This is a genomic window from Microcoleus sp. K4-B3 (genome assembly GCF_036704615.1).
In the GTDB taxonomy this organism is placed as follows: Bacteria; Cyanobacteriota; Cyanobacteriia; order Cyanobacteriales; family Microcoleaceae; genus Microcoleus.
In genome coordinates, this window is record NZ_JAUBSF010000054.1 from 1 (window position 1) to 22,519 (window position 22,519).

Annotated in this window: 22 protein-coding genes, 28 tRNA genes, 1 pseudogene and 1 other annotated feature; of the genes and pseudogenes, 45 read left to right on the top strand and 6 right to left on the bottom strand. The window is 44.8% G+C overall.

The annotated features are described in order from the left end of the window. Positions 1–317: 317 nt before the first annotated feature. Genes QUA78_RS20725 through QUA78_RS20735 form a run of 3 tightly spaced genes read left to right on the top strand, consistent with a single transcriptional unit; the run spans position 318 to position 1,183 of the window. Positions 318–539, top strand: coding sequence for a hypothetical protein (locus QUA78_RS20725; RefSeq protein WP_333203042.1), 222 nt, complete (start codon positions 318–320; stop codon positions 537–539). A gap of 43 nt (positions 540–582) precedes the next feature. Further along, positions 583–954: an aspartyl protease family protein gene (locus tag QUA78_RS20730; protein ID WP_333307493.1), complete on the top strand. Its 372-nt coding sequence runs from the start codon at positions 583–585 to the stop codon at positions 952–954. After that, complete coding sequence (locus QUA78_RS20735; RefSeq protein ID WP_333307495.1) at positions 947–1,183, top strand: hypothetical protein; 237 nt, start codon at positions 947–949, stop codon at positions 1,181–1,183. Before QUA78_RS20730 ends, QUA78_RS20735 begins: the two co-directional genes overlap by 8 nt. 75 nt (positions 1,184–1,258) lie before the next feature. Here QUA78_RS20735 and QUA78_RS20740 read toward each other — a convergent pair whose 3' ends face one another. The 3 genes from QUA78_RS20740 to petM form a co-directional block, all read right to left on the bottom strand. After that, positions 1,259–2,176 (bottom strand): NAD(+) kinase, encoded by a 918-nt coding sequence (locus QUA78_RS20740; protein ID WP_333398999.1) that lies wholly within the window; start codon positions 2,174–2,176, stop codon positions 1,259–1,261. Position 2,177: 1 nt separating this feature from the next. Then, on the bottom strand, positions 2,178–3,155 hold the full coding sequence (locus tag QUA78_RS20745; protein WP_333354659.1) for an NmrA family NAD(P)-binding protein: 978 nt from the start codon (positions 3,153–3,155) through the stop codon (positions 2,178–2,180). 194 nt (positions 3,156–3,349) lie between these two features. After that, positions 3,350–3,454, bottom strand: coding sequence for a cytochrome b6-f complex subunit PetM (gene petM, locus QUA78_RS20750; protein ID WP_172189541.1), 105 nt, complete (start codon positions 3,452–3,454; stop codon positions 3,350–3,352). A 421-nt stretch (positions 3,455–3,875) separates the two neighbouring features. On the opposite strand from petM, the gene pdxA reads away from it, so the two are divergent. Both pdxA and QUA78_RS20760 read left to right on the top strand, forming a co-directional pair. Further along, positions 3,876–4,979, top strand: a complete 1,104-nt coding sequence (gene pdxA / locus QUA78_RS20755; protein ID WP_333301721.1) for a 4-hydroxythreonine-4-phosphate dehydrogenase PdxA — start codon at positions 3,876–3,878, stop codon at positions 4,977–4,979. 114 nt (positions 4,980–5,093) lie between these two features. Continuing rightward, on the top strand, positions 5,094–8,702 hold the full coding sequence (locus tag QUA78_RS20760) for an OmpA family protein (protein ID WP_333301720.1): 3,609 nt from the start codon (positions 5,094–5,096) through the stop codon (positions 8,700–8,702). A gap of 236 nt (positions 8,703–8,938) precedes the next feature. On the opposite strand, the gene QUA78_RS20765 is transcribed toward QUA78_RS20760, so the two are convergent. Further along, on the bottom strand, positions 8,939–9,763 hold the full coding sequence (locus QUA78_RS20765) for a biotin--[acetyl-CoA-carboxylase] ligase (RefSeq protein WP_333301719.1): 825 nt from the start codon (positions 9,761–9,763) through the stop codon (positions 8,939–8,941). 496 nt (positions 9,764–10,259) lie between these two features. On the opposite strand from QUA78_RS20765, the gene QUA78_RS20770 reads away from it, so the two are divergent. The 30 genes from QUA78_RS20770 (at position 10,260) to QUA78_RS20915 (ending at position 15,766) form a co-directional block, all read left to right on the top strand. Next, positions 10,260–10,333 (top strand) — tRNA-Asp (locus QUA78_RS20770). Positions 10,334–10,337: 4 nt separating this feature from the next. Continuing rightward, a tRNA-Glu gene (locus QUA78_RS20775) sits at positions 10,338–10,412 on the top strand. Next, a tRNA-Cys gene (locus QUA78_RS20780) sits at positions 10,413–10,486 on the top strand. Positions 10,487–10,588: 102 nt separating this feature from the next. After that, a tRNA-Met gene (locus QUA78_RS20785) sits at positions 10,589–10,663 on the top strand. Positions 10,664–10,666: 3 nt separating this feature from the next. Then, positions 10,667–10,741: transfer RNA gene (locus QUA78_RS20790), tRNA-Trp, on the top strand. A gap of 6 nt (positions 10,742–10,747) precedes the next feature. Continuing rightward, a tRNA-Glu gene (locus QUA78_RS20795) sits at positions 10,748–10,821 on the top strand. A gap of 7 nt (positions 10,822–10,828) precedes the next feature. After that, positions 10,829–10,910 (top strand) — tRNA-Tyr (locus tag QUA78_RS20800). Between the two features lie 34 nt (positions 10,911–10,944). Beyond that, a tRNA-Tyr gene (locus QUA78_RS20805) sits at positions 10,945–11,018 on the top strand. Positions 11,019–11,023: 5 nt separating this feature from the next. After that, a tRNA-Ser gene (locus QUA78_RS20810) sits at positions 11,024–11,108 on the top strand. Between the two features lie 9 nt (positions 11,109–11,117). Continuing rightward, positions 11,118–11,190, top strand: a tRNA-Phe gene (locus tag QUA78_RS20815). A gap of 6 nt (positions 11,191–11,196) precedes the next feature. After that, a tRNA-Asn gene (locus tag QUA78_RS20820) sits at positions 11,197–11,271 on the top strand. An 80-nt stretch (positions 11,272–11,351) separates the two neighbouring features. Continuing rightward, complete coding sequence (locus QUA78_RS20825) at positions 11,352–12,038, top strand: HNH endonuclease signature motif containing protein (protein ID WP_333301718.1); 687 nt, start codon at positions 11,352–11,354, stop codon at positions 12,036–12,038. Between the two features lie 35 nt (positions 12,039–12,073). Next, positions 12,074–12,147: transfer RNA gene (locus tag QUA78_RS20830), tRNA-Gln, on the top strand. Between the two features lie 29 nt (positions 12,148–12,176). After that, positions 12,177–12,253, top strand: a tRNA-Leu gene (locus QUA78_RS20835). Positions 12,254–12,276: 23 nt separating this feature from the next. Next, positions 12,277–12,357: transfer RNA gene (locus QUA78_RS20840), tRNA-Leu, on the top strand. Positions 12,358–12,361: 4 nt separating this feature from the next. Then, positions 12,362–12,434 (top strand) — tRNA-Pro (locus QUA78_RS20845). Positions 12,435–12,438: 4 nt separating this feature from the next. Next, positions 12,439–12,514, top strand: a tRNA-Leu gene (locus tag QUA78_RS20850). Between the two features lie 44 nt (positions 12,515–12,558). Continuing rightward, positions 12,559–12,632: transfer RNA gene (locus QUA78_RS20855), tRNA-Leu, on the top strand. 95 nt (positions 12,633–12,727) lie between these two features. Then, positions 12,728–12,799 (top strand) — tRNA-Thr (locus QUA78_RS20860). A 61-nt stretch (positions 12,800–12,860) separates the two neighbouring features. After that, positions 12,861–13,706 (top strand): TIGR02452 family protein, encoded by an 846-nt coding sequence (locus tag QUA78_RS20865; RefSeq protein WP_333301717.1) that lies wholly within the window; start codon positions 12,861–12,863, stop codon positions 13,704–13,706. Positions 13,707–13,766: 60 nt separating this feature from the next. Then, positions 13,767–14,210: a retroviral-like aspartic protease family protein gene (locus QUA78_RS20870; RefSeq protein WP_333301716.1), complete on the top strand. Its 444-nt coding sequence runs from the start codon at positions 13,767–13,769 to the stop codon at positions 14,208–14,210. Positions 14,211–14,260: 50 nt separating this feature from the next. Continuing rightward, a tRNA-Gly gene (locus tag QUA78_RS20875) sits at positions 14,261–14,331 on the top strand. A 59-nt stretch (positions 14,332–14,390) separates the two neighbouring features. Further along, positions 14,391–14,462 (top strand) — tRNA-Gly (locus QUA78_RS20880). Between the two features lie 82 nt (positions 14,463–14,544). Then, positions 14,545–14,617, top strand: a tRNA-Arg gene (locus tag QUA78_RS20885). A gap of 171 nt (positions 14,618–14,788) precedes the next feature. Continuing rightward, positions 14,789–14,844 (top strand) — a sequence feature (23S ribosomal RNA rRNA prediction is too short). Positions 14,845–14,925: 81 nt separating this feature from the next. Beyond that, positions 14,926–14,999 (top strand) — tRNA-Arg (locus QUA78_RS20890). Positions 15,000–15,006: 7 nt separating this feature from the next. Then, positions 15,007–15,083, top strand: a tRNA-Ala gene (locus QUA78_RS20895). 128 nt (positions 15,084–15,211) lie between these two features. Continuing rightward, positions 15,212–15,284 (top strand) — tRNA-Ala (locus QUA78_RS20900). A gap of 6 nt (positions 15,285–15,290) precedes the next feature. Beyond that, positions 15,291–15,365, top strand: a tRNA-His gene (locus QUA78_RS20905). Between the two features lie 4 nt (positions 15,366–15,369). Further along, a tRNA-Ser gene (locus QUA78_RS20910) sits at positions 15,370–15,452 on the top strand. Positions 15,453–15,580: 128 nt separating this feature from the next. Then, positions 15,581–15,766 (top strand): hypothetical protein, encoded by a 186-nt coding sequence (locus QUA78_RS20915; RefSeq protein ID WP_333301715.1) that lies wholly within the window; start codon positions 15,581–15,583, stop codon positions 15,764–15,766. A 223-nt stretch (positions 15,767–15,989) separates the two neighbouring features. On the opposite strand, the gene QUA78_RS20920 is transcribed toward QUA78_RS20915, so the two are convergent. Both QUA78_RS20920 and QUA78_RS20925 read right to left on the bottom strand, forming a co-directional pair. Further along, on the bottom strand, positions 15,990–16,220 hold the full coding sequence (locus QUA78_RS20920) for a hypothetical protein (protein WP_333301714.1): 231 nt from the start codon (positions 16,218–16,220) through the stop codon (positions 15,990–15,992). A gap of 76 nt (positions 16,221–16,296) precedes the next feature. Continuing rightward, positions 16,297–16,461, bottom strand: a complete 165-nt coding sequence (locus QUA78_RS20925; protein ID WP_333301713.1) for a ribbon-helix-helix domain-containing protein — start codon at positions 16,459–16,461, stop codon at positions 16,297–16,299. A 252-nt stretch (positions 16,462–16,713) separates the two neighbouring features. Here QUA78_RS20925 and QUA78_RS20930 point away from each other — a divergent pair. The 10 genes and pseudogenes from QUA78_RS20930 to QUA78_RS20975 all read left to right on the top strand — a co-directional run bounded on the left by QUA78_RS20930 (position 16,714) and on the right by QUA78_RS20975 (position 22,449). Continuing rightward, a tRNA-Ser gene (locus QUA78_RS20930) sits at positions 16,714–16,796 on the top strand. Between the two features lie 12 nt (positions 16,797–16,808). Further along, a tRNA-Lys gene (locus tag QUA78_RS20935) sits at positions 16,809–16,880 on the top strand. Positions 16,881–16,962: 82 nt separating this feature from the next. After that, on the top strand, positions 16,963–17,097 hold the full coding sequence (locus QUA78_RS20940; RefSeq protein ID WP_333301712.1) for a hypothetical protein: 135 nt from the start codon (positions 16,963–16,965) through the stop codon (positions 17,095–17,097). A 125-nt stretch (positions 17,098–17,222) separates the two neighbouring features. Beyond that, on the top strand, positions 17,223–18,452 hold the full coding sequence (gene tuf / locus QUA78_RS20945) for an elongation factor Tu (RefSeq protein ID WP_333301711.1): 1,230 nt from the start codon (positions 17,223–17,225) through the stop codon (positions 18,450–18,452). 111 nt (positions 18,453–18,563) lie between these two features. Beyond that, on the top strand, positions 18,564–18,725 hold the full coding sequence (locus QUA78_RS20950) for a hypothetical protein (protein WP_333301710.1): 162 nt from the start codon (positions 18,564–18,566) through the stop codon (positions 18,723–18,725). Positions 18,726–18,864: 139 nt separating this feature from the next. Then, positions 18,865–20,259 carry an ankyrin repeat domain-containing protein gene (locus QUA78_RS20955; protein WP_333301709.1) on the top strand — a complete coding sequence of 465 codons (1,395 nt, stop codon included), beginning with the start codon at positions 18,865–18,867 and terminating at the stop codon, positions 20,257–20,259. A 67-nt stretch (positions 20,260–20,326) separates the two neighbouring features. Then, a complete protein-coding gene (locus QUA78_RS20960; protein ID WP_333033731.1) occupies positions 20,327–20,701 on the top strand; it encodes a DUF433 domain-containing protein in 375 nt (124 codons plus the stop codon). Positions 20,702–20,706: 5 nt separating this feature from the next. Beyond that, positions 20,707–21,090, top strand: a complete 384-nt coding sequence (locus tag QUA78_RS20965; protein WP_333301708.1) for an ACP S-malonyltransferase — start codon at positions 20,707–20,709, stop codon at positions 21,088–21,090. A 112-nt stretch (positions 21,091–21,202) separates the two neighbouring features. Further along, positions 21,203–21,409: pseudogene (gene tuf, locus QUA78_RS20970) on the top strand (elongation factor Tu); the annotation flags it as partial. A gap of 497 nt (positions 21,410–21,906) precedes the next feature. Then, the gene (locus QUA78_RS20975; protein WP_333301707.1) at positions 21,907–22,449 is read left to right on the top strand and encodes a Uma2 family endonuclease; all 543 of its coding nucleotides are present in this window, start codon (positions 21,907–21,909) and stop codon (positions 22,447–22,449) included. Positions 22,450–22,519 lie beyond the last annotated feature (70 nt).

Here is a 22,519-nt window from a genome sequence, read left to right on the forward strand (position 1 = left end):
ATCACTAATGCCAAATCGTATATATTGCCCTTTTTGTCAAGTACAATTTATACCAAATTAGATGAGCTTACCCTGCTAACACTGCGTTGGTGCGGACGGAAAAGAGGTTATCGGTGGGTGCTCTAACCTGTCTGCCGCCACACAACTTTATCGTTATCTCGCAAACGCTGCCTGACCTTGGAGATGATTCGGAAGCTCGATCGAGAGCTTGACCTACAGAAACTTGGTAGAATAAATAGACACGCTTCGATCGCGCACCATGCAACAAGCTAGTAGATCCAATCTTTTCGCCAAACCTCGAACGAGGAGATTCTCAAATGCCATTGGCTGAACTAATGTCACAGATCCAGGAACTTTCAAAAATTGACAAGCTTCGGCTGATGCAGTTTCTGGCAACAGAACTCGTCAAAGAAGAAGATGCAACAAACTTTTTTGTTGCCGATCGAGAGTATCCGGTCTGGTCGCCTTACAATTGCTCTGAGGCTGCCAATGTTTTAATGAATCTTCTGACGACAAAACAACAAGAACAGAATGATTGACGCTCAGTGATTTCCCTACAAAATCATTGACAGCAGTTTTGGCATGGTCGATCGAATGCCGTATCTACCATTGACACTCAGCCTGAACGGTCAATCCTTGAACGCTGAGGGCTTACTAGATACAGGCGCAAGCGTTAATGTTTTGCCCTACGAGTTAGGGCTACAACTGGGCTTAGTCTGGGAAAATGAGACACTCTCAGTCGTATTGGCTGGGAATTTGGCTCGATTTGAAGCCCGCGCAGTCGTTGTTAATGCTCGAGTTAGTTCATTCCCAACGCTTAACCTGGCATTTGCCTGGACACAAGCAACCAATGTACCTTTGATATTGGGGCAAGCTAATTTCTTCTTCGAGTTTGATGTCTGTTTCTTCCGGGCACGTTCAGAATTTGAAATCCGTCCTAAGCAGAGTGAATAGAAATGAAGACACTCCAACTATACCGTTATCTCGTAAACGCAGCCTGACTTTGGAGATGATTCGGAAGCTCGATCGAGAATTAAGGATTCCGCTGGATAAATCTCGCCCTACATTACCAACACTAATTGCTGCTTTATTCTACGATTTATCAATAGATAAAAAAATCAAAATCCCTTCAATCGGTGAAAAACGGGAACGGGATTTGCGATTTCCTACAGCTAGGACTTGATATGATATCTACGAGCAAGCCAACTGGTTGAGCCAACAATCCCCGTTTTAGGTCGGGGAGTGTCAACAACAACTATCAAGGCAACTCAACCGAACTCGGTTTAGCAATGTGAGGCAAGCCCCAGCCCAATTTTTCCCGCAAAATGTGGAAAAACTCAAAAGATTGCACCCGAATAAACCGGGCTTGGTACGGAGCTCGCTCGACTTGCACCCAATCCTCCGGCAGAACATAACATCCGCCGTTCCCGTCTACCACCATTACCAGGCGGTTCGGACTTGCCGGCAAAATCTTGACCGGCTCGGTGTTGGAAAACACCAAAGCCCGCGAAGCCATGGAATGCGGGCAAATAGGCAGCAACTGCAGCACCGGCACTCCGGGAATGATGACAGGGCCACCGGCAGAAAGGGCGTAAGCTGTCGATCCTGTGGGAGTCGCGATGATGACTCCATCTGCGGCAATGTCAATAGAGGCGTGCTGGCCGATCGCCACTTCAAAATGACACATACAAGTCAGCGGTTCCCGGTGCAGCACCATTTCATTGAGACAAAGGGCTTCCCAGAGGCAGTCGTTTTCTCGAAACAGCCGCACGGCCAGCATTGACCTTTCTTCGATTTCGTATTCTCCGGCGATCGCCTTTTCCAAAGCTTGCGGCAGCAAGTTCAGGTAAGTTTCTGTCAAAAAGCCCATGTGACCGGTATTGACAGTCAGCAGTGGCACTCCGATGGGAGCAACTTGGCGAAATGCCGACAGCACCGTACCGTCGCCGCCCAAAACCACTGCAAACTCCATGTCGCTGTCAAAACCGGGGGGGACGAGTTGGTCGATCGGGTTGTGGCACAGGGGGCGATCGGGGCTAGAATAGCCCAGAATTCCTCCGGAACCAGAAACCGAGCAAACCTCCCAGCCGCGGGCAGTCAGCTTGTCTTGCAACTCTGCGGCGATACGACAAGCCACAGGTTTAACGTCGTTGTATATAATCCCAGCTTTCGGCACTTTAAAATGTAAAGGGCATTTTTTGTTTACTCCGTTTTTTAGTTTTAAGCTGCTCGTACTCTATTTCCTTGAGCTTCTTCAGAATCAGATTAAAGTATTCTTCCAGATAAGACTCCAAAGTAGTAGTTTCTTTAGGGTCGATTCCGAAGACACTGTAAACGTCATCCATCGGAGCTTTCAAGGGTTTTCCGGCTGCCAAAACTTCTGAAAAAGCCAATCTGTCAGCTACGTTCCAACTCCACTGAAAGAACTTAGCAAATTGACGAGTAGCCTTCAACAAGGCGTCTGGGGTGCGCGTAATTTTGGCTTGCTTCCCAGACAGCCGTTCGCACAACCGCACGATTTCTTCAGCATCCCAAGCGCGATTTCCCACAACCGGAAAGCTTTTTTTCTCGGTTTCGGGAACGGAAAGGGCCCGGACGGCAAATTTAGCAACGTCCTGAGTGTTCATGTAGGCAAGGGCTGACGGCTTGTTGGGCAGCCAGACTGCCTGATTATCCAAAATCGGCATTGCATACAGACTCAGCAGTCCTTGTAAAAAGCCGCAAGGTCTCAAGATTGTATAGTCTAGACCGGATTCTGCTAAGAACAATTCGGTACAGCGCTTGATTTCCAACAAGGGGACTTGGGGATATTTCTCGGCATCGAGAAAGGAAAAGAATATGTAACGCTTGATGCCTGCTGCTGCTGCTGCTTGAATCAGCGATACTTTTCCGTCCCAGTCTACTCTTTTGATGCTGACAGAATCCGCAGCACTGGCTGTTGCTGCATCGATAATAGCACTGACGCCTTCTAGGGCCGGAGGCAGACTGTCTGGCTGGCAAAGGTTCCCCGGTACGAGTTCAGCGCCCCATTCTTTCAAAAATGCAGCTTTTCTGTAACTTCTGACTAAACAGCGCACCTGGTAGCCCTCGTCTAGGGCGCGGCGGGCTATTTGGCGGCCGAGAGTGCCGGTGGCACCTAAAATCAATAAAGTCATCTAGGGATTAATTATGAATCTTAAACTTTCTATAAGATGGTATCAGGTTTTTGTTAAGTTTTTATAAAAAACTTAACAAAAACCTGAAATTTTCTCATATTAGGCTTGAGATATTCGGCAGAATGCTTGCTTTCGGCAGAATCTAGAAGGCAGAAGGCATAAGGTAGAAGGCTTCTGAATTGGTTGAAAAAAACTTATTCTTCGCCGCCTTGCAATTTGAGCAGGAGGAAGCCTCCACCTATACCCACGAAAATTAGGGAAAAGGACAAAAAGGCTGCATTGAAAATTTCAGGATTCATCAAAATTCCTCGGGTCTAAAACCCCGTCCTTACAGGACGGCTTTACATTTAATTTGAATCCCCTTGCGGGGTAGGGGGGTATGGTTGCCCCCCCGTGAGGATATGGTTGTCCTCAATCTCCCATTTCTGGGGTAAAGTTAGCTTTGCCAATGTTTAGTGAGCTTGTTAGGCTAGCAGCACTGTTCCAGTGACCTTAGAACTGTTTAACCACTAGCGACAGAGCAGGGAACTAGCTTCGCATTCGCCCGGTGTCGTGACTCAAAAAACGTAGTCAGTTAAGACTTAGGCGGATCAAGATGGCTTGTTAGATTTCTCTTTCAAGCCTCATGCCTTTAGGCTGAGGTTCTTGACGATTTGATATGTCCAATTGGGCGATCGCATTAAATAAAGATAATATAATTTGGGGCTACTAGCTACATGAATGCTAAAATTTCAGTGCCCAAATTCCTGTATTTTGTTGGAGAGAACTGCCTTGAGTCTCGATCGGGAAGCAAAACTAGCTGTAACTCTGGGAGATCCGGCGGGAATTGGCCCGGAAGTGATTCTCAAGGCTTTGGCAGATCCCGCTGCTGCTTTGAGGGCGACGGTTCTAGGCTCTAGGATAGTTTTGCAGCAAACTTACGATAAGTTGCGATCGAGCAATCCAGCAGCAGCAGCGGCAAATCCCGAAACATTAAACATTATTGATATCGAACCAGACAGCAAGTGGGGCGAAATTGTCCCCGGTGTCGGGAGTGCAGCTAGCGGGGCGGCTAGCTTTGCTTACATGGAAAGCGCGATCGCCCGTACCCTCGCCGGCGAATTCTCCGCCATCGTAACCGGCCCGATTTCTAAAACTTGCTGGCAGGCGGCCGGTTACAATTATCCCGGACAAACAGAACTCCTCGCAGAAAGGGCGAAATCGCAGCGGTTCGGAATGCTGTTTGCCGCCACATCTCCCCACAGCGGCTGGACGCTCGTCACTTTACTCGCTACCACACATATTTCTCTGCGTCAAGTCCCCGATGCTTTGAGTCCAGAATTGCTGAGTGAAAAACTAGAATTACTGATAGACTGTTTGCGGGAAGATTTTGGGCTGGAAAGACCGAAAATAGCGATTTCTGGCTTAAATCCTCACAGCGGCGAAAATGGCAAACTGGGAAATGAAGAGCAAGACTGGATGATACCTTGGTTGGAAACGCAGCGCGATCGCTTTCCTCAAGTGCAGTTAGACGGGCCAGTCCCCCCCGATACCCTGTGGGTAAAACCGGCTAAAGTTTGGTACGGTCTAGCCACAGAAGCTCACGACGGTTACTTGGCCATGTACCACGACCAGGGGTTGATTCCAGTAAAATTGATGGCTTTCGACAAAGCTGTCAACACTACAATTGGCTTGCCTTTTGTCCGCACATCTCCGGATCACGGCACAGCTTTTGATATTGTAGGTCAAGGGATTGCAGATGCCTCCAGCATGAAGGCAGCATTGCAGTTGGCGGCTCTGTTGGCTAGTCGCAGAACAGCAGTTAAAATAGGGCGAGAGCTTTAGTACGCCTGACGCTTGGAAAAATTGTGTCATTCCTATTGATTTTCGCTGGGGTGAGGCGGCAAGCAAGCTGATAATTTCCTTCGGTAGATTAAAATCACGTTTGGGTAGCGCAGTATGACACCATCTAATGATAATTCAGGCAAAATATATCAGTCAGAAAAAGAGGTTTCTGATGCAACTATGGCAAGTTCTCAAGCAGGAGAGCAACTTCAGGAATTGCTAACCATACTGACTGAATTTCAGTTATTAAAAAAATCAAAAAAAGAACCAAGCGAGCTGAAATTACCGCTTTCGGAAAAGTCTGTTCAGCGATTTGAGGATGAGGAAAATCGGCGCAACCAATTGTCTTTTCGGATCGAATCACCGCCTATTGTACCCGAAGTATTAACTGACAATGAAGAGATGCCCTCTCAAAGAGAAGAAAAAAATAATGAAAAACCTGATTTATCTATAATCGCGAATGTAGAAAAAAATTATAGACCGTCGGAGGAAGAATTAGAACAAGCAGTGGAGGAGTTTAAGCGGTTGCAGCAACTGCTGTTTGAAAGAGATTTACCGGAATTTTACAGTAATGTTTTGAGCGTGGAACAAAGGTTAGAAAATTTTGAGCAGCTCATGTCTGAACCCCAAGAGTTGATGAATTTACTGAGACCGTTAGTTCCTGAGTTAGTGAGAGAAGAGTTAGAGGGGTTGAAGTCTGAATTCAAAAAGGCGATCGAACTCGCGAGCAATAATAAAATTAATGGACTCGAATTGCCGACGAAATTAGCGGATTTGGAAAATCAAATTGCTAAATTCAACCAGCAGCAACTGCCGAATGCAGAACAGTTAATGCAACGGCTGATACCGGTGGTGGGCGAGCTGCTCAACCGCAAGCTAGAGGAGTCTAAGTTAGAAGTAGCTTCGGCGATCGCACCGACAGTCAATCAAGTAATTTACAATCAAAACGGACTTGAAAAACACGTAGTAAGAATTGAAGATAGAGTTGCGAATATTCAGCAGCGTTACCAGCAGCAACCACAAGATTTAATCAAGCAGCTAGTACCGGTAGTTAGCGAGTTGCTGAACCGGAAAATTAGTGAATTGAAGTTAGAGGTTATAGCAAGTGTCGCACCCTCTGTACAGGTAAGAATAGCTTGGGTAGAAATAGAAGAAAAAGTATTGAGTATCATCGAGCGCCGGCTGGCTACGCAACAGTCGCCCATTCAGAAGCCAGAAGAGATAATGGCGATGCTAATGCCAGCAATAACTGATTTGCTGAACCGGAAAATTGATGAATCAAAATTAGAGGTAGCAGCGGCGATCGAACCTTTGATAGAATCAGCAATTCTTCAAAGAGAAGTTCAAGGAAAATTGAGCGAGGTAGAAAGTAGACTAAATAATCTTCAGCGACAGCAAAAGTCTCAGCCGGAAGAAATAATGGCAAGGTTGATGCCGTTAATGATTGAGTCGCTGAACCGGAAAATCGACGAGACAAAGTTAGAGGTGAGAGAGGCGATCGCGCCGGCTGTCAACAGGGCTATTCAAAACAGCGGTATTGCAGCACAAATATTAAATAATGACAGTAAGATTGTCGCAGTTCAGCAGCAAGTTTTAGCCGAAATAGAAGGCTTGATGGCAAGAATAATGCCAGTGATTGTAGAGATGCTGTCCCGAAACATCGGCGAAGCAAAGCTAGAGATAGAATCTGCGATCGCCCCGGCTGTTGATGCAATCATTCAGAATAAAAGGATCGATCAAAGACTCGGGAAGATCGAACAACAGATTGTGGCGATAGAACACCGGATTTATGAATCGACAGACTTGTTTACAGATTTACTGAAACCTTTGATTGATGAGCTGATGGTTAGCCATCACGCCCAACTAAAAAAGTCGGTGCTCGAATCTATTTTACCATTGTTAGATGAAGTTGTAGGTTATAATTACAGACTCAACGATAAAGTAGGGGAACTCGATCGCAAAATTACTGATGCTGAATGGGGAGGCAATCGGGAAGAATTACTCGCCAGAATTAAAATCATCTTTCCCGAAATGATGATTCAAACAATTAATGAGTCAAAAAAATCATTTGCCGATACCATAGCTCCGATAATTGATGAAGTAATTAATACCAAAACCAGAGAAAACAGGCAATCTATGGGAGTAGCCATATCGCCCGCTCTTCCTGTAGGAATTAGCCACAGAATCAGTGAATCGCCCGATGAAATTGCAATGGCGCTCGCGCCGGAAATGGCCGCCGCTATCAAACAGCAAATTCATCTCAAGCGAGAAGCAATGTCGGATGCACTTTATCCGATTATCGGCAGCACGATTTTAAAATACATCGCAGAGATGATGCGGGAGATTAATGAAAAACTCGAATCATCTTTAAGCCCAGAGGGAATTAGTCGCAAAATTAAAGCCAAATTGCAGGGAATTTCTGAAGCAGAATTGCTGATGAAAGAAACAACACCACTGAGTGTGAAAGCTGTCTTTTTAATTCAAGCAAAATCGGGCTTAGTAATTTCAGCAGTGCAGCAGTCTGAACGCGAACAGCTAGAATCAGACATGGTAGCGGGGATGCTGACTGCTATTCGGGCTTTTGTCAACGATTGCATATCTCAGTCGGGAAATATTGCAGAGATAGATGCTATAGAATACGGCACATCTACGATCGTATTGGAAGTAGCGGGTTCGTGTTATCTAGCAGTAGTGATGCAAGGAGAAACTCGTCAGTGGTTTAAGTACAAAATGCGATCAATATTCAAAAAGATTGTTCAAGAATACGGGGTTCAAATCCAGTCATTTAACGGCGATCCAGCCACTGTGCCGGCAGAAGTAAACTCCTACTTGCAAAAATTAATAGATACAGAGGTAAAAGTTAAATCTCCTCAATTTCCAATTTTACCAATTATCTGTTTGGCAGCGTTAGGTGTAATTGGTGTACCTTGGGGAATTCATCAATACCGCAGCGGAGTTGAAGCGAGCTTAGAAGCAGATACGAATTTAGCTTTACAATCTGCTCCGGAGTTATCGGTTTATCGCCTCGCGGCAGATGTTAAAGATAAAATATTGGAGATTTCTGGACGAGTGCCGAATCAAAAGCTGCGATTGAAAGCGGAAAAAATCGCTCAGCAAGCGGCTCCAAAATTAGGAATTCAAAATAAAATTATAGCTGTTGAAGTACCTCCAGATCCGGTTTTAGTCGAAGCCGATGTCAAGCGGACGGCAGCTCTTTTGAATAAAGTAGAAAGCATTGATATCTCGGCTCGCTATGCAGAGGGAAAAGTGGCCGTTGCAGGCAGTGTGAGCAAAGTGCCAGATGCTCAGAAAATAACTCAAGCTTTTGAGAAAATTCCGGGGGTGAAGTCTGTAACAAATACAGTAATAATAGGAAGTCAACCGCCGGCAAAAATAATGGCAGTTCGCGTTTATTTCGCTACTGGTTCTGCAATTTTGCCGCCGAAAGACGTAGCACAAAAGCTTAGCAAAGTCAAGGAATATATGGAGGGAAATAGCACGAAGAATTTAAGGATAATTGGCTACAGCGATTTTAAAAGCACTCCGGTCGAAAATCAAAATTTGGCACTGGAAAGGGCGACAAATGTGAAAGGTATTTTGGTTAAACAAGGGATAAATGGCAACAGAATACAAGTTGCTTCTACTAAGGGTCGTCCCGAAGGTGTGGAGGCAAATCAACCGCTGTGGCTGAGCAGATTAGTAATATTTGAGGTGGTAAATTAAAATAGGGAATAGGGCATCGGGCATCGGGCATCGGGCATCGGGCATCGGGCATTGTTAATTGGGAATTTTCCCTAATGACTAATGACTAATGACTTTTTTCTCTTAATTTATAGTAAGTGGCAAGAAGGTTAGGACATTTTTGTTCGCTGAAAATATTGCTCTGACTGCATTTCCTTTCTTCCTTCTTCCTTCGGACTGACATCCGTTACATCCGTTGCCGAACTTCCTTCTTCCTCTTAAATTAATCGAACTCGGCCGGAGGTAAAGGCTTGTATTCGATCGCCCGCCAAGCATATTAGCAAGCGGCCGCATCCATCAATGCCCGCTGCTTCTCCGCAGATGGTTTCTGAGGAAAGTTCGATCGCCACCGGGCAGCCAATCAACGCATCGCGGCGGCGCAATTCCGGCAAAAGTAGCGCTAAACCGGACTTGGAGGCTGGCTTGTCTGTGGTAGAAAACATATCGGCTAGTTCGAGTAAATAGTGCCGCAGTCGATCTACCAAACACAGTTCATCTGGTACTGTACTAGCAATAGAATGCAAGCTTACCGCATTGCCGATCGCCCTTTCATCCAATCCCGCAGCCGCGAAATCTACGCAGCGGTTGAGTCCAATTCCCACAACGGCGCGAGTTGTACCCAAAGCATTGCCGTTCGTAGCTTCGCAGAGAATTCCGGCTAATTTGTGGCGATCGATCCAGACATCGTTTGGCCATTTCAGGCGCAGCATATCGCGACAGTCGGGAACCAAATCTTCGATCGCGTAAATCACAGCTAAACCCGCTGCTAAACTGAGCCCGGGCAACAGAGTGGGGTTGAGGTTGTCGAGAACAAAACTAACAGTTAAGACACCGGTTGGGGCGTGCCAGGTGCGCCCGTGTTGGCCGCGCCCGCTGGTTTGTCGCTTGGTAAATACTGCATCTCCGTGGTGGAGTTGGGCCGCGCGGGCGATCGCCCAACTGTTGGTACTCGGACAGGTATCCAAGGAGTGTAGCCAGTGAGGGAGGTTTGGGCGATCGGGTTCTGGGGTTGCGGGCACGGGAGTTAAGGGCAATTCAGACAAGGTGTGATTTGTAGTATTTGATATTTAAAAGCTGATTATCGCATTTTCCAGAAGTGCGACCTCGCGCGACGGCGAGAATTCACAGAAATTGGAGTGTAGTACAGTTTCAGCATCAGATTTACCTTACGCCACCACATCAGTTTAGCCGCACAATTTCTTGATTTATAAGGGTTTGGGGGAACACAGAGGGTTAGTTGGAGCGATCGATACCCCTTTAAAAAACCCAATTTTAAAAAAAGTTGTATTACCCCCTTGACAGCCTTGTATTATGTTATGTAGTATAAATGTATGGCGAAGAGGAAAGAGCTTCAAAGCCTTGCCCCACGAGCAATATGAACCTTGAAAACCGAATAGGAAGTTAATCGTGTCACATAATTGTGGACATCGGCGGTGTAGACTCCGGCAACAATAGCCCGATCGGGTTGTCGTACGCGGAATCAACCGCCACCCCGTCCCAACTTGAGTAATTCAAGGACAGAATATTGTTCATTTTCGCGGGGGTATAGCTCAACCGGTCAGAGCAGTCGCCTGTCGAGCGAAAGGTTGCGAGTTCAAGTCTCGTTACTCCCGTCAAAGTCCCGTAGGCAAAAGTCAAGCCGTCTCCCCCTCAAGGAGAAGATTGCGAGTGCAAACCTCGTCGGGACTCCCAGGTTAGGTGGCCGAGTGGTTGAAGGCGTCGGTCTGCAAAACCGAATTTCGCGGGTTCAAATCCCGCCCTAACCTCTGTTCCAAATCAGAAATTAAAAATTAGAAATTAAAAGATTAAACTAACAGTCTTTTAATTAATTTTTTTAACTTTGAAAAGGAACGAAGCGAAAGTGACATTGCAGCGTAGCTTAATGGTAAAGCGCCAAGTTCATACCTCGGTCAATGCGGGTTCAAATCCCGCCGCTGCAACCAAAAGCAGGGATGGTGTAACTGGCAACACTCTGGTCTCCAAAACCAGCATTCTGAGTTCAAATCTCAGTTCCTGTGCCAATTTATAGTGCTGTAGGCAAATGGTTTAAGCCGCTTGGTTTTCACCCAAGTGATTGCGGGTTCAACTCCCGTCAGCACTTCCCAACTGGGTCGGCCCTCCTATTGGCGTGGGTAGCTGTCTGTAAAACAGTAGCTTAAAGCGTTGCTGGTTCAATTCCAGCCCGACCCATTTGTAACTGTATTTAATCCGCAGTTGCAATTTTGAGAACGTGGTGTAGCCGGATAACATCTCAGTTAATAAAACTGAAGATTGAGGGTTCAAATCCCTCCGTTCTCGCACTCGGAGAGGTGGCCGAGAGGCTTATGGCACCTGTTTGCTAAACAGAATCGGGTAACACCGACGCAGGTTCAAATCCTGTCCTCTCCGTTTAAATTTCCCCCGATAGCTCAGTTGGTAGAGTGCTTGTGTGAAGAACAAGAGGTCGTCAGTTCGATACTGACTTGGGGGATTGCGTTGCCTTATAGCTCAATGGTAGAGCAAGCGGTTGTTAACCGCTAGGTTGTAGGTTCGAGTCCTACTGGGGCAGCCATTTTACACAACGTTAAAAAGTTGGTAAAGCATAGTGCCGAGCTCATTTATAATAATAATTACTTGAGTTTTACACTTTTCATGAAATACACCAAAGAAATCTTGGAAGAAGCTGTTAAACATTCATTTTCTATCAGTTGGGTTTTAAGGCAACTTGGTATAGCAGGTGGTGGAAGTCATGGTCACATAACTAAGCGAATTAAAGAGTTGGGTATTGATACCTCTCACTTTAAACAATCCAATCAAAGTTTGAAAGGGCTTAATCCCAAAAAGCCTTGCCAAGAAATTTTGGTTCTAAGTTCGCGCAAGCAAAGAACACAAACATTCCAACTTAGAAGAGCATTAATGGAGATTGGGAGAGAGTATAAATGTGAAAATACTAAATGTTTGGTGCAAAATGAATGGTTAGGAAATAATTTAGTTTTAGACATCGATCACATCAATGGAAATTGGCAAGATAATAGGCAAGAGAATCTGAGATTTCTTTGCCCTAACTGTCACAGACAAACTGAAACTTATGGAAGTAAACGCAAAGAGCCGGAAGCAAATAATTACATAGCTCACCAGAACAAAAGAGTTCCTCATATGAAAGCCAGAAAAGTTGAGCGTCCCTCTAAAGAGGAGCTAGAAAAAATGCTTTGGGAAAAACCAACCACTTGCTTAGCAAAAGAGTTTGGTATCAGTGGCAAGGCCATAGAAAAATGGTGTAAGACTTATGGAATTCAGAAACCGCCAAGAGGATATTGGAACCGAAATAAAAAATATTAAATATCTAAATATTTAGTAAGTTGAGTAAATGTTATTGGGAAGTCGCCTAATTGGTATGGCACCGCTCTTTGAAAGCGGAAAAATGCAGGTTCGATCCCTGCCTTCCCAGTTCTGCTATTACCAAAGCAGATCGCTCGTACTCCTGTAGCCCAATTGGCAGAGGCCGCAATTTCAAAAATTGTGTTGTGTGAGTTCAAATCTCACCAGGAGTACCAAATTTTCAACTGAGTTTCTAGTTGCTCCTGTGGCGGAATTGGCAGACGCGGCAGACTTAAAATCTGTTTTATTTTGAGTGTGAGTTCAAGTCTCACTAGGAGCATGAACGGGATGTAATTCAGCGGCCAGAAGCCATGCTTTGGGAGCATGGAGTCGTTGGTTCAAATCCAACCATCCCGACTTTACCCCTGTGATGTAATTGGAAAACATCACTCGCTCAGAACGAGTGTTTTTTGCAGGTTCGAGGCCTGTCAGGGGTATGAGGTTTTATTCAATCTCAAATCTCAAATCTCAAATCGGTTTTGCCCCTGTAGCCCAATCGGTAGAGGCGCTAGATTTAGGATCTAGTTAGTGCTGGTTCGATGCCAGTCAGGGGTATTTGGTGACATCGCGGGTGAAGTAGCCTGGGTAGGCTTGGAGGTCTCATAAGCCTCTTAATAGCAGGTTCAACTCCTGCCCCCGCCACCAAAAATGCAGGTGTGATGTAACTGGCAACATGAGGCTCTTGTAAAGCTTTCTTGCGAGTTCAAATCTCGCCATCTGCTTGTAACTACGCTAGAGATATTATTTCTGTTAATTTTTTGCTAAGGAATCAGAGAAAAAATTATGAGACGGATTGCGATCGCTCAAGACACACTAAAAATTATTGAAGCAGGCTACTATTGCTCTCCTGAAGGTAAACGCATTGAACTTGTTCAAAAAATAGCATACTGTGTTGAACAGACAAAATGCTATGAACCCGACGCTCTTTCTAAGATCAAACAAGGCGTTCTTTCTGGTACTCCCCAATTCTCAAACATTGAATTTGAAGTGAGGAATGAGACGACTTTGATGGGAGCAGAACGTATGGCAAGAGGACAACTGTTTCAAAAAATAGGAGTCCTTAATTTTGCTTCTGCTAAAAATCCTGGTGGTGGATTTCTCAAAGGCGCACAAGCTCAAGAAGAGAGTTTAGCACGCAGTTCTGCTCTTTACAAAAGTATCTTGAAATGTCGCGATCACTACGAATTTCATCGCTCTCATGATTCGCTCCTGTACTCAGATAGGATGCTATATTCACCTGATTGTCCAGTTTTCAGAAAAGATGATGGAACGCTATTAGAAACACCTTATCTTGTTGATTTCATCACAAGTCCAGCTCCTAATGCTGGTGAAGTTTGGAGAAAACAATCCCAGGATGCTGAAAAAATATGCGAAGTTCTGTATGAACGCGGTGCAAAATTGTTAAGCCTAGCTATTTCTAATGGCTGCGACGCTATAGTTTTGGGAGCTTGGGGATGTGGTGTATTTAAAAATAATCCAGCAATGGTTGCCCAAATGTTTGCAGACTTATTGTTGCCAAATGGTCAATTTAGGGGAAGAGTAAAAAGCATCTTATTTTCTATACTTGACTCTTCTGAACAAGCAAAAATATTGGCAGAATTCCAGAGTAGATTTATTTCCGGCAACTAAAACTTACACGACTTTCCAAAAATTTGCCATAATCGAGGTAGAGTAGTTCAAGGTTAAACTATGCTAACAACTGACAACACCTCAATGGGAAAAATTATTACCGCACTGACCGTGACTAACCGGATCGACCAGGCCGAAGTAGAACGCGGGATTATCCCTCCCGAACAAGTACGTTCCGTGACTCTGGATAATGTGCTAGTTGATACAGGGGCAACCACTCTTTGCTTACCACCGCAGATTATTGCCCAACTCGGTTTGTCGCTGCTCAAAGAAGTGGATGTAGAGACGGCTAATGGTATTGGGAAAGCCAGAATTTTTCAGGATGCTAAAATTTCTTTGGTAGGACGCGAAGGAACGTTTGAGTGTTTGGAATTGCCGGGAGGTATGAATCCTCTATTAGGCGTGATTCCTCTGGAAGCGTTGGGAATTGAATTAGATTTGAAAAATCAGCGGTTAATAATTTTACCCATCAGTCCAACGCAAACTTACTTGACAATTTTGTAGAGGCTGTATGTTGAGATTTAATAGTTGCAATCTGTAAAACTAATTGAAGTGCGGATATGGTGCAACGGTAGCATCTGAGTCTTCCAAACTCGCGATACGGGTTCGAGTCCCGTTATCCGCTTGGCTAAACAAGAAGTTTGTTAAATCCAAAATCTCAAATTTCAAATCTCAAATCGGTTTGCGGGTGTGATGTAAAGGCTAGCATCTGAGTATGCCATTCTCAGCGCATGGGTTCGAGTCCCATCATCCGCTTTTGTAGTCCTGAGCTTCGATGGTAGAGCGTTTGCCTTACAAGCAGACGCGGGGTAATATCCTGCCAGGACTACTAATTTATGGGAGTGTAGCTCAATGGATAGAGCGCCGCGCTTCGGACGCGGATGTTGTGGGTTCGAGTCCTGCCACTCTCGTTGTTTTTGCTTTAATTTAAGGAGGTTGATTCCATTGAATGGATAATTTTTTATATTAAGATCGATCGCCCTTTGCGTGTCCCAATCTTTGGAGCCTACATACTTTAGTACGAGAGGAAAGGTAACGCTGTCAAAATCAGCGGGCGTTTGAGAACGGGGAGTGCGATGAACCCGGCAGGTTGGCTTAAAGGTAGCCATCCTTTAAAGAGTGTGTAATAACTCACCGGCGGAGTCCCTCTAGTAACTGAGAAAACGCAATGCTCTGATAACTTGCACGGAAAGTGCGATCGCGCATTAACAAAAAACATGGGAGCGTAACTCAACTGGATAGAGTGTCGAGCTTCTACCTCGAATGTTGTGGGTTCAAGTCCTACCGCTCCTGCTGTCTGGGGTTCGTAGCTTAATTGGTAAAGCATCTAACTGGCTGTTAGAAAGATATCGGTTCAAATCCGATCGCAATCCACCACACCAATTTTAGATTTTAGATTTTAGATTTTAGATTTACTCCACAGGTGAATCTTTTATGCGCGGTCATTCGATTTTAGATTTTAGATTTTAGATTTTAGATTTACTCTACAGGTGAATCTTTTACGCGGGGTCATAGCTCAATTGGTAGAGCGCTTGCTTTGCACGCAAGAGGCCAGGAGTTCGATTCTCCTTGACTCCACTTCCGGTGTCTGAAGTCGAAGCGGTCGAGACGCTAGCCTGTGAAGCTAGTTATTAGCGGGTTCGAGTCCCGTCGGATACCCCTTGGAAGATGCCGCTAAACGGTTGGCAACCAGTCTTGAAAACTGGGGTACAGGTAACTGTAAGGGTTCGATTCCTTCATCTTCCTTTTAACCACCGGAAGTCGAAAAGTGAGACACCGTGCTGATAACGCGGCGATAGGAGGGGCAGTACCTCCTCGGTGGATGGATTGGTTTATAATAAGTCTAGATTTGCTAGTCATTCAACATAGAAGCCATGAGCATTCAAGTTCTCAAATTAGAATTGATTCAGTGGATTTTGTTATTAAAGGATATTCAACTTTTAAACGAAATCCAAAAACTGAAAGAAAAGTCACCCGAAAAGACTGCTGTTCTCAAACCTCGTCAATTTGGCTGTGGCAAAGGGATTTTTACTTACGTTGCAGATGATTTTGATTGTTAATCCTGTCAATTTTATTAACCGTATTGTTAATCAGATGGTGGACGGAAGCCGTATCCCTTTGCTCGTAGATTTACATCAGTCAACAAAAATACACATTCAAAATTTTAGCACTTGAGGGTAAATCAGGATATAGCCAAAAGCTTACAGGATATAAAGTTTTTAATAAAAAAGAATCCCCGCACTTATAGGGCGGGGAGTGTCAAGCACTTGCACGAGTTAAACCTCAGTTGCCCTTGAGGTCTAAATCGGGGTCATAGCTGCCGGTTGGCCGCAGTCTGGTCATCAACTGCCTCAGCAAGAAGCCATTGCAGTTCCAAGCGGTATAAGGATTAGCCCCTTTTCCCTTCAGCAACAAGGTTTGTCGAGCTTTGTTATGGCCGATATTTGCCAGCAGGCTGACGACTGATACTAAGCCGAGTTCATCGACAAGGGCTTCGAGTTCATCTTGAGTCACACGCAAACCTCCTGGGTTGAATATTCCAGAAATATCCTTATAGTACCCTTAAAGGGTACTATAAGTACCCTTTAAGTTACTCAAACTCTGGTTCGTCCACGAGGTTGTATTCCTTGACGGCCGCCATGACTAGCAGAGTGGACATGGGAACTCCAGTCTGCTGGGAGATTTTTCTCAATTTTTCGTGCAAACGCTTGGGAACTGTGACTTTAATCACAGCATTCTCTTCTTTGTCAGCCATTTCAAGCAGTCATGTTTAGTTGACACCAGCTTATCCTCTTTCGGAGTACCGATCGCGAGTTGCTGTGACTTTTGTTTGCATTTTGCGGACGATTTTTTGATTTGAGATTTGAGATTTTTGATTAGGACTTACGCACGCCTCCCAAAGAAACCAGGTTTTTACCTAATTGGCGGGCTACAAGGAAATATGTTCCTAAAAAACCCGGTTTATGGCCTCCCGTACATAAGTCCAAATCAATCAAAATTTTTACATGGAAGCTGCTGCCGCAGGGACGGCGACTTGTTTTGAAAACAAGAGTGCAGTTAACTGTAGGGGTTCAATTCCTCCAGCTTCCGTTGAGATTTTATGGGTGGTTAGCAAAGCGGTTATGCACCCGGCTTTTAACCGGTACCAGATAGGTTCAACTCCTATACCACCCACTCAATCGATTTTAGATTTTAGATTTTAGATTGAGGGATATCTGTGAGATTTTAGATTTTAGATTGAAGGGCATATTGTTGCATGGGATCTGCTGCATTTATCTGCGTTCATCTGCGTTATCTGCAATTATCTGCGGTTAAAAATCCCAAAACTTGGAAAGTGCGGCTGTGTGGACGGCAACTGGTTTGGAATACCAGCGTACAGCGACAACTGTAGAGGTTCGACTCCTCCACTTTCCTTTTTAATCATTAGTCATCATTCATTAGTCATTAATAACAGGCTAAGGACTAAAAACTCATGATTAGAAACCAAAAACAACTCTCAGAGGAGAATAAAATGTAATGTCACGCACTAAATTTGAACGGAACAAACCCCACGTCAATGTCGGTACTATCGGTCACGTTGACCACGGCAAAACAACCCTAACAGCGGCGATCACAATGACGCTGGCTGCACAGGGTCGGGCCAAGGCTAAAAAGTACGATGAAATCGATGCTGCACCGGAAGAAAAACAGCGGGGAATCACGATTAATACGGCTCACGTTGAGTATGAAACTGGCGATCGCCATTACGCTCACGTTGATTGTCCGGGTCACGCTGATTACGTGAAAAACATGATCGTGGGTGCCGCTCAAATGGATGGTGCAATCCTCGTCGTGTCGGCTGCAGATGGCTCGATGCCTCAAACTCGCGAACATATCTTGTTAGCGCGGCAAGTGGGAGTGCCGAAGTTAGTTGTCTTTTTGAATAAGAAAGATATGGTGGACGATGCGGAAATTTTGGAGTTAGTCGAGTTAGAAATTCGCGAACTTCTCAGTTCTTACGGTTTCCCGGGCGATGATATTCCAATTATCGCAGGTTCGGCACTGAAAGCGCTGGAAAAGATGACTGCTAATCCGAAAATACACCGCGGCGAGGATGAGTGGGTTGATGGCATTTACAATTTGATGGATGCGGTAGATGACTGGATTTCTACGCCCGATCGCGATATTGACAAACCTTTTCTGATGGCTGTTGAAGATGTGTTCTCGATCAAAGGTCGGGGAACTGTCGCCACGGGCAAAATCGAGCGGGGTAAAATCAAAGTCGGCGATACTGTGGAATTGGTGGGAATCCACAACACTCGCACGATAACTGTGATCGGTGTTGAAATGTTCCAGCAAATTCTGGATGAAGGAATGGCTGGAGATAATGTCGGTTTGTTGCTTCGCGGCATCCAAAAAGACGAAATAGAACGGGGTATGGTGCTTGCTAAACCCGGTTCTATTCAACCTCACACTGAATTCGATTCTGAGGTTTACGTGCTGTCGGAAAAAGAAGGCGGCCGCCGAACTCCTTTCTTTGCGAGATATCGCCCTCAATTCTTCGTGCGGACAACGGATGTTACAGGTACGATCGCATCTTTTACCGCTGATGACGGGACCGCGATCAACATGGTAGTTCCGGGCGATCGGGTTAATATGACTGTTAAGTTGTTGCAGCCGATCGCGATCGAACAAAATATGCGTTTTGCCATCCGCGAAGGTAATCGCACTGTCGGCGCCGGTGTCGTCTCCAAGATTCTCAAGTAGGCAAAAGGGCGATCGGCTAAAATCAGTAAGGTGGGCTTTTGCCCCCCTTACTAATTTTTACGATTATGTTTGAGTTAGTATGAGAGTAATTTAAATTATGAAATTCCCGTTATGAAGATTATTGAGTTAGAAAGCGGGCAGACACTAGATGAGGCGCTCGCCCTAGCAAAAGGCGAAGCAGTTGTTTTGCGCCAGCCTGACGGCAAAATGTTTGCCCTCGCGCCAATTGATGATTTTGAATTCGCAGTGGAACTGCTCAAAAAAAATACTTAGTTTATGGCTTTTTTGAAAAACTTATCTCAAAAGAAAGCAACAATTTCACTGAGTTTATTGCGAAAATAGTTAGGATTGTGAATACAGTCAAACATTGCGACCGTGTTTAATAAATAATTGAATTTAATCAAAAAATACAATGAGTGAGGAATTATGTCAAGCAGTTCGCTATCAGGATTTTGAGAGAGTTATTGCTCTCCTAGAGCGAGGTGACTATATAAATTTCCGAGATGAAAGTTGCTTAGATAGCAGCCCTCTACACCAAGCAATTATGATAAAATCATTCAGGATGGCTGAAATATTAATTGCTAGGGGCGCAGACGTTAACGCACCAGACAGAAGTAACTATACACCTCTACACTTATCTATCCACTATAAAAATATAGAATTAGCAAAATTGCTGATAGACTCTGGTGCTGATGTAAATTTCCGGTGCAGTTGTGGATCTATAAACACTCCTTTACACGCCGCAGCTTGGTACAATCAATTCGAGATAGTTGAAGCACTTATTGCTGCTGAAGCAAATATCAATACAGTCAACTCTCTTAACGAAACACCCATTCAGGTTGCCGCTTCTAGGGGACATCGAGAAATTGTAGAACTACTTTTTTCTAAAGGTGCGGTTATTAACACGCACGTTTCTGCTGCGCTCGGTAATATCCAGGATGTTAAGCTTTATCTCGAACAAGGGGGAGATCCAAATGCTCGTATAGTAAGAGAATCTAACGGTCATACTTTGTTGTTCTTCGCAGCAGCAAATAACCAGCTTGAGGTAGCTAAACTACTGATTGAATGCGGTGCCAATGTGAATTATGAATGCGCTCAGGGTTATTATGCCTTAAGCATTGCTTCCAATTGGGGTTTTGTGGAAATGGTGCGGCTATTAATCTATAATGGAGCTAATATAGATGTCGTTACAGATTGGGGTGATGGAGTCTTAGATTTAGCAGTAGATAACGGACACCAAGATGTTGTACAGCTATTGCTACAACGCGGACTTTCCGTAGAAGGAAGTCCTCATAGCTGGAATGGAAATCTTATCGATCGAGCCGCTGCTGGAGGACGAAAAAATCTTATTGAGTTTTTACTTTCTCAAGGAGGAACAATTAGCAAAAAAGCAATTCACTATGCTGCTGAACAGGGACATAAACCCGTTGTAGAACTTCTAATCACTTGTGGAGTTGATGTCAATGCTAAAGACTATAGCGAAAATACAGCTTTACACAAAGCAGCTCTAGAGGGACATTTGGAAATTGCGCAACTCCTCTTAATTTCAGGAGCATATGTCAATGCTAGAGATAATAACGGAGATACACCCTTACACAAAGCTGTTTTACTCGGTCATTTAAAGATTGTACGATCGCTGTTAGCTTCGGGAGCAATGGTGAATCCACAAAATCAACGGGGCTGTACCCCTATTCAATTGGCTAATTGCAGAAATTATCGAGATATCTTTGATGTTTTGCTCGCTCACTCGCTCAAAATAGGATTAAATCTGCGCTCGGCTGATAAGAAGCGATGTAAATCATTGTAAGATTTTACTGCAACAGACTCCTTATTTTATAAGGTATTATAAAAGCGATCGCCCACAAATTACGATTATGAATTCGACACCAAGCACTCAAACAAGCATTATCCGAACAGGACGCGGACTGACGATCGGAGGTACGCGCATTACCCTATACGACGTGATGGATTATGTCACCGCCAGTTATCCGCCAAAATTGATCCGTGAAAAGCTTTGTCTCACTGACGAACAAGTCAATGTCGCCCTTTCTTACATTGAAGCAAATCGCGCTCAAGTCGAGGCAGAGTATCAAGAAGTTTTGCAAATAGCAGAGGAAAATCGACAGTATTGGGAAGAGCGAAATCGCGAACATTTTGCTCGCATCGCTCAACTGCCACCGAAACCAGGTACAGAAGCTCTCTGGGCAAAACTCCAAGCACAGAAAGCAAGGCACGCATCAAACGCCTGAGTTTTTTGATAGACCACAATCTTGAGGGACACGCCGTTATTCTCTTAGGAAATATTGCCAATCAGGGCTGGCTTGCTCTCTTACCTATCCGCTTTGTTACCTTTGAAGAAGTTGGGCTATCAGTTGATAGTGACGATCGCATTGTCTGGCGATTTGCCCAAGAAAACCAGATGATTTTGCTGACCGCAAATCGAACTATGAAAGGAGAAGACTCCCTAGAACAGGTGCTTCGTGAAGAAAACACGCCCGATTCATTTCCCGTGCTGACAATCGGAAATGTTGATAGAATCGACGATCGCGATTATCGAAATCAATGTGCCGATAGAATAGTTGAGATTGCGCTCGATATCGAGCAATACATGGGGGTTGGTCGGCTATTTATCCCGTGAACCATCAAGCCTAGTTTACGTTCCATATATTGTAGGGGCGGGTTCACCAGTATTCTGAAATTCAAAGCCAACAAATTCATAAACCCGCCCCGCCATATCTTTGTGTCACGAATTCGTGCGGACAACGGATGTTACAGGTACGATCGCATCTTTTACGGCTGATGACGGCAGCGAGATTAACATGGTAATTCCGGGCGATCGGGTGAATATGACTGTGAAGTTGTTGCAGCCGATCGCGATCGAACAAAATATGCGTTTTGCCATCCGCGAAGGTAATCGTACTGTGGGCGCCGGTGTGGTTTCCCGAATTCTGAAGTAGACGCTTTCGGAAGCAATTAGAATCAGTAAGGTGGGCAAAAGTCCACCTTACTCATTAATTCACAGCAAGTTTTTCAGTGTGGATGCAGTAGAGCGCCAAGATGGAGTTAAGCGAATTGTCTAGATTGGAGATGGCCAAGTATCAGATTTGGTTGGATAGTCGGCCACAGGTTTTGCACAACTCTGGGGAGGTGCTTGAGGTCGATCGCGCTTGCATTCAAGTCAGAATCAGAGCGCTCGCATTTTAATTAGGTATTGAATAAGCAATAGTCCGGACAGTTTTTATAGGGCCCAATGGCTTATGTTCTAAGACTTCGCAGCCCCTGTGGATAATTAAATCAATGTCAGCTCCACCCCTGACTTACATTTAATTCGACTTTTTTATGCTCCTTGCCCCGCGTAAGCTTGTAGTATCGTTCCAAAAACTGTCCGGAGTATTGAATAAGGGCGATCGTGTAAAATAAAGTTGTTCTTTTAAGAAAATGCGTCGATTCTGCAATGAAAACGCTAGCTAAATGGTCTGTGGGCGACTATCACCGCATGATTGAAGCAGGGATTCTACGCGATCGCCGTGTGGAGTTGCTAGCCGGTGAAGTTTGCCAGATGAGTCCAGAAACCCCAATTCATTACAACACAACCAAACGAGGTACTAAATACCTCGAAGAACTACTCGCAGGTAAAGCTGATGTCCGCTTCAACGGGCCGATTACGCTATCAGACTCTGAACCAGAACCAGATATTGCGATCGTGCGATTGCCGGAGTCTGCTTACAACGATCGCCATCCCGAACCTCAAGATATCTTTTGGATTGTAGAAGTTGCTCAAACTAGCTTGAAGAAGGATTTAGAGTTGAAAGCCGCCATTTATGCCTCGGCAGAAATTCAAGAATATTGGGTTTTAAATTTATCTGCTAAGCAAACGATCGTGTTTCGCTATCCTCAGAATGGCGAGTACGCTACAGAGCAAAAGATCGAGGCGGGAACGGTTATACCGCTGGCATTTCCCGACATTCGCGTATCCGTTGAGCGGCTTTTCGGGTGATTGGGGCGATCGCCACAAATTTTTACAAAAAAAGTTGATTTTTCAGAACGGTTGTGTTATACTAGCTCAG

Excerpts from the sequence above, each read along its gene's own strand:
- QUA78_RS20725 (WP_333203042.1), top strand. The coding sequence starts at position 318 with ATGCCATTGGCTGAACTAATGTCACAGATCCAGGAACTTTCAAAAATT.
- QUA78_RS20730 (WP_333307493.1), top strand. The coding sequence starts at position 583 with ATGGTCGATCGAATGCCGTATCTACCATTGACACTCAGCCTGAACGGT.
- QUA78_RS20745 (WP_333354659.1), bottom strand. The coding sequence starts at position 3,155 with ATGACTTTATTGATTTTAGGTGCCACCGGCACTCTCGGCCGCCAAATA.
- petM (WP_172189541.1), bottom strand. The coding sequence starts at position 3,454 with ATGAATCCTGAAATTTTCAATGCAGCCTTTTTGTCCTTTTCCCTAATT.
- pdxA (WP_333301721.1), top strand. The coding sequence starts at position 3,876 with ATGCTAAAATTTCAGTGCCCAAATTCCTGTATTTTGTTGGAGAGAACT.
- QUA78_RS20760 (WP_333301720.1), top strand. The coding sequence starts at position 5,094 with ATGACACCATCTAATGATAATTCAGGCAAAATATATCAGTCAGAAAAA.
- QUA78_RS20825 (WP_333301718.1), top strand. The coding sequence starts at position 11,352 with ATGAAATACACCAAAGAAATCTTGGAAGAAGCTGTTAAACATTCATTT.
- QUA78_RS20865 (WP_333301717.1), top strand. The coding sequence starts at position 12,861 with ATGAGACGGATTGCGATCGCTCAAGACACACTAAAAATTATTGAAGCA.
- QUA78_RS20870 (WP_333301716.1), top strand. The coding sequence starts at position 13,767 with ATGCTAACAACTGACAACACCTCAATGGGAAAAATTATTACCGCACTG.
- QUA78_RS20915 (WP_333301715.1), top strand. The coding sequence starts at position 15,581 with ATGAGCATTCAAGTTCTCAAATTAGAATTGATTCAGTGGATTTTGTTA.
- QUA78_RS20925 (WP_333301713.1), bottom strand. The coding sequence starts at position 16,461 with ATGGCTGACAAAGAAGAGAATGCTGTGATTAAAGTCACAGTTCCCAAG.
- QUA78_RS20940 (WP_333301712.1), top strand. The coding sequence starts at position 16,963 with ATGGGATCTGCTGCATTTATCTGCGTTCATCTGCGTTATCTGCAATTA.
- tuf (WP_333301711.1), top strand. The coding sequence starts at position 17,223 with ATGTCACGCACTAAATTTGAACGGAACAAACCCCACGTCAATGTCGGT.
- QUA78_RS20950 (WP_333301710.1), top strand. The coding sequence starts at position 18,564 with ATGAAGATTATTGAGTTAGAAAGCGGGCAGACACTAGATGAGGCGCTC.
- QUA78_RS20955 (WP_333301709.1), top strand. The coding sequence starts at position 18,865 with ATGAGTGAGGAATTATGTCAAGCAGTTCGCTATCAGGATTTTGAGAGA.
- QUA78_RS20960 (WP_333033731.1), top strand. The coding sequence starts at position 20,327 with ATGAATTCGACACCAAGCACTCAAACAAGCATTATCCGAACAGGACGC.
- QUA78_RS20975 (WP_333301707.1), top strand. The coding sequence starts at position 21,907 with ATGAAAACGCTAGCTAAATGGTCTGTGGGCGACTATCACCGCATGATT.